This window comes from Pseudonocardia sp., from assembly GCF_025965585.1.
Taxonomy (GTDB): Bacteria; Actinomycetota; Actinomycetes; order Mycobacteriales; family Pseudonocardiaceae; genus Pseudonocardia.
In genome coordinates this window covers 1-8,152 of record NZ_JAOPWR010000085.1, presented here as the reverse complement: position 1 = coordinate 8,152, position 8,152 = coordinate 1, and the positions used below count along the sequence as shown (strand labels likewise).

General features: G+C 69.1%; 8 protein-coding genes and 1 pseudogene. 5 read left to right on the top strand and 4 right to left on the bottom strand.

The window, feature by feature from the left end; translation table 11 throughout:
- Positions 1–31: 31 nt before the first annotated feature.
- Complete coding sequence (locus JWR81_RS05500; protein ID WP_297647397.1) at positions 32–475, top strand: VOC family protein; 444 nt, start codon at positions 32–34, stop codon at positions 473–475.
- Positions 476–734: 259 nt separating this feature from the next.
- Here JWR81_RS05500 and JWR81_RS05495 read toward each other — a convergent pair whose 3' ends face one another.
- From JWR81_RS05495 to JWR81_RS05485, 3 genes are read right to left on the bottom strand one after another with little or no spacing between them, the layout of a single operon-like run.
- Complete coding sequence (locus tag JWR81_RS05495; RefSeq protein WP_297647394.1) at positions 735–1,640, bottom strand: alpha/beta hydrolase; 906 nt, start codon at positions 1,638–1,640, stop codon at positions 735–737.
- 10 nt (positions 1,641–1,650) lie between these two features.
- Positions 1,651–2,391, bottom strand: a complete 741-nt coding sequence (locus JWR81_RS05490) for an alpha/beta hydrolase (protein WP_297647391.1) — start codon at positions 2,389–2,391, stop codon at positions 1,651–1,653.
- 13 nt (positions 2,392–2,404) lie between these two features.
- Positions 2,405–3,391, bottom strand: coding sequence for a redoxin domain-containing protein (locus JWR81_RS05485; protein ID WP_297647388.1), 987 nt, complete (start codon positions 3,389–3,391; stop codon positions 2,405–2,407).
- A 911-nt stretch (positions 3,392–4,302) separates the two neighbouring features.
- Between JWR81_RS05485 and JWR81_RS05480 the strand changes: the two genes are divergently transcribed.
- Genes JWR81_RS05480 through JWR81_RS05470 form a run of 3 tightly spaced genes read left to right on the top strand, consistent with a single transcriptional unit; the run spans position 4,303 to position 6,800 of the window.
- Positions 4,303–4,608 carry a hypothetical protein gene (locus JWR81_RS05480; protein WP_297647385.1) on the top strand — a complete coding sequence of 102 codons (306 nt, stop codon included), beginning with the start codon at positions 4,303–4,305 and terminating at the stop codon, positions 4,606–4,608.
- Between the two features lie 44 nt (positions 4,609–4,652).
- Entirely contained in the window at positions 4,653–6,032 is a 1,380-nt protein-coding gene (locus JWR81_RS05475; protein WP_297647382.1) for an NAD(P)/FAD-dependent oxidoreductase, read from the top strand.
- 9 nt (positions 6,033–6,041) lie between these two features.
- The gene (locus tag JWR81_RS05470; RefSeq protein ID WP_297647379.1) at positions 6,042–6,800 is read left to right on the top strand and encodes an SDR family oxidoreductase; all 759 of its coding nucleotides are present in this window, start codon (positions 6,042–6,044) and stop codon (positions 6,798–6,800) included.
- An 89-nt stretch (positions 6,801–6,889) separates the two neighbouring features.
- Here JWR81_RS05470 and JWR81_RS05465 read toward each other — a convergent pair.
- A pseudogene (locus JWR81_RS05465) lies at positions 6,890–7,131 on the bottom strand (hypothetical protein); the annotation flags it as partial.
- Between the two features lie 135 nt (positions 7,132–7,266).
- Here JWR81_RS05465 and JWR81_RS05460 point away from each other — a divergent pair.
- On the top strand, positions 7,267–8,152 hold an 886-nt coding region (locus tag JWR81_RS05460; protein WP_297647376.1), incomplete at its 3' end, for a DUF5996 family protein.

The window sequence follows — 8,152 nt, the reverse complement described above, 5'->3', positions numbered from 1 at the left end:
TCGACAAGGTGAACACCGGAGGATGGACCCCATGTCACAGGTACGACGTTTCGACCATGTCGGTATCACCGTTGCGGACCTCGACACGGTGACGGCGTTCTTCGTCGGGCTGGGTCTCGAGGTCGAGGGCACGCGGATGTTCGTGGAGGGGGAGTTCCTGGACACGGTCATCGGCATCCCCGACTCCCGCACCGAGATCGTCATGCTTCGGCCGCCCGACGGAGGTACCCGGCTGGAGCTCTCGAGCTTTGTCCGGCCCGCGCATCAGCCCGGATCGCCCGCCGCGACGGCCAACGAGCTGGGGCTGCGCAGTGTGGCCTTCGAGGTCGACGACCTGCAGGTGGCCGTCGACCGGCTGGCCGCGGACGGCTACGGGCTGGTCGGCGACATCGGCCAGTACGAGAACATCTGGCGCATGGCCTACGTGCGCGGTCCGGAGGGGATCATCGTCTCCCTGGCCGAGCGGATCGGCTGACCTGTCTTCAGCCGCGCCGACCTCACCGGTGACGCCCGCCTCCAGCTGCGTCGCCGCAAGAGCAGCCCAGCCGACCCAGACCGTCCGGCCGCCGACTCGCCGACGAACCACCCGCCTGGCTGACCGCCGACATCGGGCCCGTCCCGGACCGGATCGACGACCGCGACGACTGGCAACACCGCGCCGGCCCGGTCACCGCCTACCGCAGCGGTGTGAAGGTGAAATGAGAGCCTGGTCCGAGGCGCGGGACACCTCCGTTTCACGACGTGAACCCGTCGACCTCCATGACGGCTTCGACGAAGGGCCGCGGGGCTTCTTGCGGCAGGTTGTGCCCGACTCCACCGGAGATGGTCCGGTGCAGGTATCTGCCCGAGAACCTCGTCGCGTAGGCGTTCGGCTCCGGGTGGGGCGCACCGTTGGCGTCGCCTTCGAGCGTGATGGTTGGCACCGTGATGACCGGAGCCTCGGCGAGTCGCTTCTCGAGCTCGTCGTACCGGGGCTCGCCGGGTGCCAGGCCGAGCCGCCACCGGTAGTTGTGGATCACGATGTCGACATGATCGGCGTTGTCGAACGACGCCGCGCTGCGATCGAACGTCTCGTCGTCGAAGCTCCACTGCGGTGACGCCGTGTGCCAGATGAGCTTGGCGAACTCGTGCCGGTACGTGTGATAACCGGTCCGGCCGCGCTCGGTCGCGAAGTAGAACTGGTACGACCACGACAGCTCGGCCGGTGGTGGCAACGGCGTCTTGCTGACCTCCTGATTTCCGATCAGGTAGCCGCTCACCGACACCAGGGCCCTGCACCGGTGAGGCCAGAGCGCCGCCACGACATCGGCGCTGCGCGCCCCCCAGTCGAACCCCGCCACAATGGCCGACTCGATGCCCAGCGCATCCATCAGATCGATCACATCGACGGCCAACGCCGCCTGCTGGCCGTTGCGCATCGTCTCGGCCGAGAGGAAGCGGGTCGTCCCGTAGCCCCGGACGAACGGCACCACCACCCGGTATCCAGCGCCCCCGAGCGCGGGCGCGACCTCGACGTAGCTGTGGATGTCGTACGGCCAGCCGTGCAGGAGCACGACCGGCCGACCGTCGGCCTGCCCGAGCTCCACGTAACCGACGTCGAGCGGGCCGGCTTCGATCTGCCGCACCGGCCCGAACGACATCGCCTGCACCTCAGCCGACTTTCGCGATCCCCGAGATGATCGCCGAGGCGATCACGTCGGCGACGACATCCGGCTGCGAGAGCATGATCACGTGCGAGCCATCGACCTCCGTGATCGCCGCGCCCGCCCGCTGGGCCTGGGCGCGGACGACGTCCGTTCCGGCGGCTCGGTCGCTGGTGGCCACGACCGCCCAGGACGGCAGCGTCTTCCACGCCGGCTCACCGGAGGGCTCGGAGAAGGCGAGCTCGGCAACAGGCCGTTGGACGGCCGCGATCAACGCCGCCTGCGCGTCGGACAGGTCCGCGGCGAACGCGTCGCGGGCCTTCGCCGGGTCGAGGGAGAACTCCGTCGCCGTACCGGTTCCGGTCGGGTACTGACGCGGTACCAACGCCGAATTGAGGACGCTGTCCTTCGACGTCGCCGTGACCTCGCCCAACCTCTCACCCTCGTCCGGGGCGAAGGCCGCGACGAAGACCAGCCCCACGACGTTCCTCGAGCCGCGCGCCGCGTTCGAGATCACCGCGCCGCCGTAGGAGTGCCCGACCGCCAGGACCGGACCGGGGATCTGGTCGAACACGCTGGCGACGTAGGCGCTGTCGAGGGAGATGCCGCGCAGCGGGTTGGCCACGGCCGTCACCTGGACATCCTTCGCCTGCAGGCGTTCGATGACGCCTGACCAACTTGAACCATCAGCGAATGCGCCGTGCACGAGTGCGACGGTCAGCGGGCCGGGCGTTGATTCCTGGGACATGAGAGCTCCTTGGTCATCCAAAGGTGAACGCGAATGCCTCGACGCCCGGGTCGAGGAAGTCGATCTGGAACAGGCGGTCGCCGATCGGCGGGGGCTGGCGGACCAGCTGGTACATCCGCTGGTAGTCCGCGGTGCCGTTGCCCTGCTCGTCGACGTCGACGCCGCGAGCCCGCCCCGGCGGTTGGCCGTTGAGGCGCACTCTGAAACGCACCGGCGGGCGTCCCGTTGGCGGCCCCATCACCAGATGCAGGTCACGAGCGTGGAACTGATAGGAGATGGACCCGCCGGGCTCATCGAGCAGCGCGGGCACCGGGCCGATCCGCCACTGGCCTACGAGGGCCCACTGGTTGGGACGCAACTGGGCCGGCGCCGAGTAGGCGACGCGCTCGTCGGGCACGACGCCGCCGGGCGAGGTGAAACCCACGGCCCGCTGATAGCCGAGGTAGCTCTCCGGCGAGCCCAGGCTGGCCCAGTCGGCCGCGGCCTCGACACCATCTGGCGCCAGGCGCACGAGGCCCTGATCGACCTCGGCACCGGCCTCGCGCAAGAGCATCTGGAGGACCATCTCGGATTCCTCGTACTCGCCCTCGCCGAAGTGATGGTGCCGGATCCGGGCCTCGGCGTCGACGAAGTACAGCGCGGGCCAGTAGTGGTTATCGAACGCCCGCCACACGGCGTAGTCGTTGTCCACCGCCACCGGATAGCGGACGTCCATCTCCTTGATTGCCCGGCCCACGTTCTGGCGGTTGCCCTCAAACTCGAACTCAGGCGTCTGCACGCCGACCACCGCCAGGGCGTGGCGCGCGTACTTGTCCGCCCACGACCGCACGTAGGGAAGCGAGCGGAGCCAGTTGATGCAGGTATAGGTCCCGAAGCTGACAAGAACGACGCGACCCCGGAGACGCTCAGGCGTCAGCGGTGCCGCGTTCAGCCAGGCGGTCGCCCCGTCAAAGGCGGGCAAGTGCCCTTCGACGGGAAACTCGTTGCGATGACGAAGCATGTCAGCGAAGCCTCGTAGCGACGACGTCGATCATGGGCCGCTCCTCGTGACGTCTGGTCCGAGATCTTCAGCCTCTCCCTCCACGGCCGCGTTCATGCCCAGGTGTCCTACCGGCCGTCAGCCTGGCCCCGGCGCAGCGAACCCCTTTGGGGGGCGCCATCGTCGGTGATGAGTGAGGGACCTGTCAACGGCCCGCCGACCGGCCTGTTCTGGCCGGTCGGACTGGTCACGCTGTGAAATGCAGAATGCCGCGCAAGGCTAGGTCGTGTGGACCGGACCGTCAACCGGTCTCTGCCGAAGAATCATTTAGTTTAGGCAATTATGGTCACCGCAAATGGATGATCTCCTGCCTGCCGTATGGTGGCGGAACCTCGAAAACCGGTGGCTGGATCTATGCCTGTCACCGATGTTCCGGCTCGAGACCTGGCGCGTGCTCCGCAAGCTACGGCAGCCCGCACGGCGTCGGCCGTGTGTCGTTGAGCGATACGGGTGCTTGCTGCGCAGAGATGCCGAGCGACTTCGCCGGTGATCCGTTTCCGCGTCGGCCTCCAGCGCTGGACGCGTTCAGCCTCTGGAGACCACAGATAGTCGATCATTAGCGTTTCCAGGGCTTCGAAGAGTTCGCAGGCAGGGGCGGGTGCTTGCCAAGCTCACCTGAGCGGTCCACTCTGGGCGCGCAGCTGAGAAGGAAGACGGCAAGGGCGAGTCGATCTGGAACCGATTCGCGCACCCTCCGGGACCGGCAAGAACGACGAAACGGTGACGGCCCCTAACGCCCTTTACCAGCGGGAGCGGACATCTGCCATTCGGGGCCTACGGGGACGCAGACCAAGGGCCGCCACGGTGGTCTCCGGTGCGACGGAGCGGTGAAAGCGCGACGGTCATCCCCTGACACCACCTAGGAGGCCGCGATGAGCACAGCGGATGTCCGGAGCAACGACGCGAGCGGGATCGCGAGCGTTAAGAACGTTGACATGAACCTCGAGGGCGGTCGTCATCACGCCGGCTGCAGCTCCTTCGCCACGTTCAGCGACCCGGACGGCAACAGCTGGCTCCTTCAAGAGGTCACGAGTCGACTGCCCGGCCGGATCGCCGCCGCTGACACGGCGTACGCGTCCACGGCAGACCTGGCGAGCGCGCTTCGGCGTGCGGCGGCCGCCCATGGCGAGCACGAGAACCGGACCGGGGAGGCAGATGCGAACTGGCCCGACCGGTAAGCCGAGTACATGGTGGCGGAGCGGGCCGGGACGGAGCTGCCGACGTGAGTGACTATGACGTGATCGTTCTCGGTGGCGGGGCGCCCGGCGAGCACTGTGCCGCTGCGTTGGCCAGGCGCGGGCTGCGCGTCGCCGTCGTGGAGCGAGAGCTGGTCGGCGGGGAGTGCTCCTACTGGGCGTGCATCCCGTCGAAGTCGCTGCTGCGCCCGGGCGAGGCGGTGCAGGGCGCGCGTGACGCCGGCGCGAGCGCGCAGGTCGACGTCCAGGCCGTCCTGGCCTGGCGGGACTTCATGGTCTCGGACTACTCCGACGCAGGCCAGGAACGGTGGCTCGCCGACCACGGCATCGACCTGCTGCGCGGCACCGGCCGGCTGGCCGGCACCGGTGTGGTCGACGTCGACGGCGTCCGCCACACCGCGCAGCACGTCATCGTGGCCACCGGCGCCGATCCGATCGTGCCTCCCGTCCCGGGCCTGCGCGGGCTCGACGGCGTCTGGGGCACCCGCGAGGCGACGAGCATGAAGGCCGTCCCACGCCGCATGCTGGTGCTGGGGGGCGGATCTGCGGGCGTCGAGCTGGCGCAGGTGGTGCGGCGTCTCGCCGGGGAGGCGGTGATCGTCGAGGGTGCCGACCGCATCCTTCCTCGCGAGCCCGCCCCGCTGGGCGAGGCGCTCGGTGAGGCCCTGCGCCGCGACGGCATCGAGCTGATGCTCGGGATGCACGCTACCGCCGCGCGGCGCGACGGCGAGGAGTTCGTCCTGCAGTTCGACGGCAGTACGGAACTGCGCGGCGACCGACTGCTGGTGGCGACCGGTCGGCGCCCGCGTGTGCAAGGGATCGGTCTCGAGACGGTCGGCATCGAGGCCGACCCTCACGGGATCCGGGTGGACGAGCACCTGCGCGCAGGCGAGCGTCTGTGGGCGATCGGCGACGTCACCGGCATCTGGCCGCTGACCCACGTCGGCGAGTACGAGGGCGACGTGGTCGCCGCGAACATCGCCGGCGATGTGCGTCCGGCGAACTACGAAGCCGTTCCACGAGTCACCTATACGGATCCGCAGGCCGCGGCGGTGGGCGCGGTCGAGGCGCCCTACAGCGCCACGGCCCAGCTGTCAGAGGTGCCGAAGACCGCCACCTACACCCATGCCTACGCCCGATCCAACGGGTTCCTGACGCTGCTCAGCGACGGCGAGCGCCTGGCCGGCGCCTACGCGCTCGGGCCCGAAGCCGGTGAGTGGCTGCAGCAGGCGACCCTTGCCATCCGCGCACACGTCCCGCTCGAGGTGCTCAGCGACACCATCCAGCCGTTCCCAAGCTTCTCGGGGATCTACGAAGCGGCTTTGACGGCGCTGCGGATGGAGATCGCGGAAATGCCGCGGCCGGTCAGACCGACCGACGGGCAGACGTCGAGTCTGTCGGGGTGAGGAGGGCAGATGACCAGCGCAACCACTCCCGCATCCCTACAGCGCGAGCCGGAACTGGCCGGCCAGACCGTCGTCGTGATCGGCGGCAGCGCAGGCATCGGGCTGGAGACGGCTCGACGTGCCCGGGCCGAGGGTGCCGATGTCGTCCTCACCGGGCGCAATCCCGACCGGCTCGAGCAAGCGGCGCTGGAACTCGGCGCGCAACGCAGCGCGGCGTTCGACGCCAACGATGCGGTATCCCTCGAGAGGTTCTTCCAGGACCTGCCCGCACCGGTCGACCATGTAATGGTCACGGCCGGCGGCCCGCACTACGGCCCCCTGCTGGAGATGGACTCGGCCCAGGTGCGCGAGGCGATCAGTGGACATGTGGTGTTGGCGCTCGAGGTCGCGCGCCACGCCGCCGGCAAGATGAGGCCGGGGGGCACGCTGCTGCTCGTGGGCGGCACCGCCGGCCGGCGGGTCGGTCGCGGCCTCGGGATCGTCTCTGCCGCAACCGCCGCGCTGCCTCCGTTCACGGCGGCCCTCGCCCTTGAGCTCGCGCCGGTTCGCGTCAACCTCATCGCCGCCGGCTTCGTGGATACCCCGTTGTCAGCATCACTGCTCGGAGATCGACTCGACGAGCGCCGCAATGAGCTGCGGGCGACGCTCCCGATCGGCCGCGTCGTCGGCCCCGCCGACGTCGCCGCGCTCGCCATCCACATCATGAGCAACACCGCACTCACCGGGGCGACGTACGACATCGACGGTGGGCAGCAGTTCGTCTCCTGAACACACGCACACTGAACGCGGTGTCCTGGTGCATCCAGACGGGGCCCCACGCACCCGGGCGGTCGCAAGGGACTGCCCCGACTTCGGTTGAAGAACGACTCCATCACGGCGTTGTCCCCACAGGCCCCGACGCGGCCCATCGAGCCGACCAGCCCGTTGTGCTCGGGATGTCGGTCAGCCAGGTGACGTTGGCGGTGGACTTCCTGTCCACCAGGTCGTCGTGCACCGGCGCCCCGGCCTTCCGGGTTCACCCCGGGTTCTTGCCGAAGACCGACCAGATCCGCTGCTGGGAGCACAGCCGTGCGACCCGGTTCTCGCCCACCTTCAGTCCGCCCTCGCCCAGGGGAAGAGGTGGTCTCCGCGGTCTGGACCGGGCAGTTCCACCGCCGCCGTGTTGGGAAGGTCCATGACACGCGACACGCGACACGAGATGCGGAATCCTGGTCGTGCTCGGGAGGTTCGACAGATGGCCCAACAGACACCGACGTGGCCCGCTCTACCGGTCGACGAGTGGGAGCCGACATATCGCACGCTCCACATGTACTGCCAGATCATCGGGAAGATCCCCCTCGCGCTGCGCCCGATGACGAATCACTGGTGGCAGGTCGCCTTCGACCTGTCCGCCCGGGGGCTGGCCGCCGAGGCGATCCCACACGGCAACCGGACGCTCCAGCTGGACCTCGACCTGCTCGACCACGTCCTGCGCATCACCACGAGTGAAGGTGGGCGCCGCACCGTCCAAGCCGGCGGGCCGGTGCGTGACTTCTACACCCGGGTGATGGCCGCTCTCGACGACCTCGGGCTCCATGTCGAGATCTGGCCCCGACCGGTGGAGGTCCCCGACCCGATCCCGTTCGATCAGGACGACCGGCACGCCACCTACGACGCCACGCAGGCGCAGCGCTACTGGAACGTGCTCAGCCAGGTCGCACCGATCTTCGCCGAGTTCCGCGCCCGCTTCGTCGGCAAGGCCAGCCCTGTCCAGTTCTACTGGGGATCGTTCGACCTCGCCGCCACGCGCTACTCCGGACGCCCCGCCGATCCACCGCCGAATGCCGACTCGATCACCCGGCTCAGCTACACCGCCGAACAGAGCGCGCTCGGCTTCTGGCCCGGCGGCTCCGCGCTCAACGGCACCCGGGTCGAGCAACCGATCTTCTACTCCTACGCCTACCCGGAACCGGAGGGCTTCCGGGATCAGCCGGTTGCGCCCGCCGCGGCGGGCTTCGACACCGACCTCGGCGAGTTCGTCCTGCGCTACAACGACGTGCGGCGGGCCGGCGACCCTCGGCAGGCCGTCCTGGACTTCGCCCAGTCGACCTACGAGGCGGCAGCACGGCTCCAGCATTGGC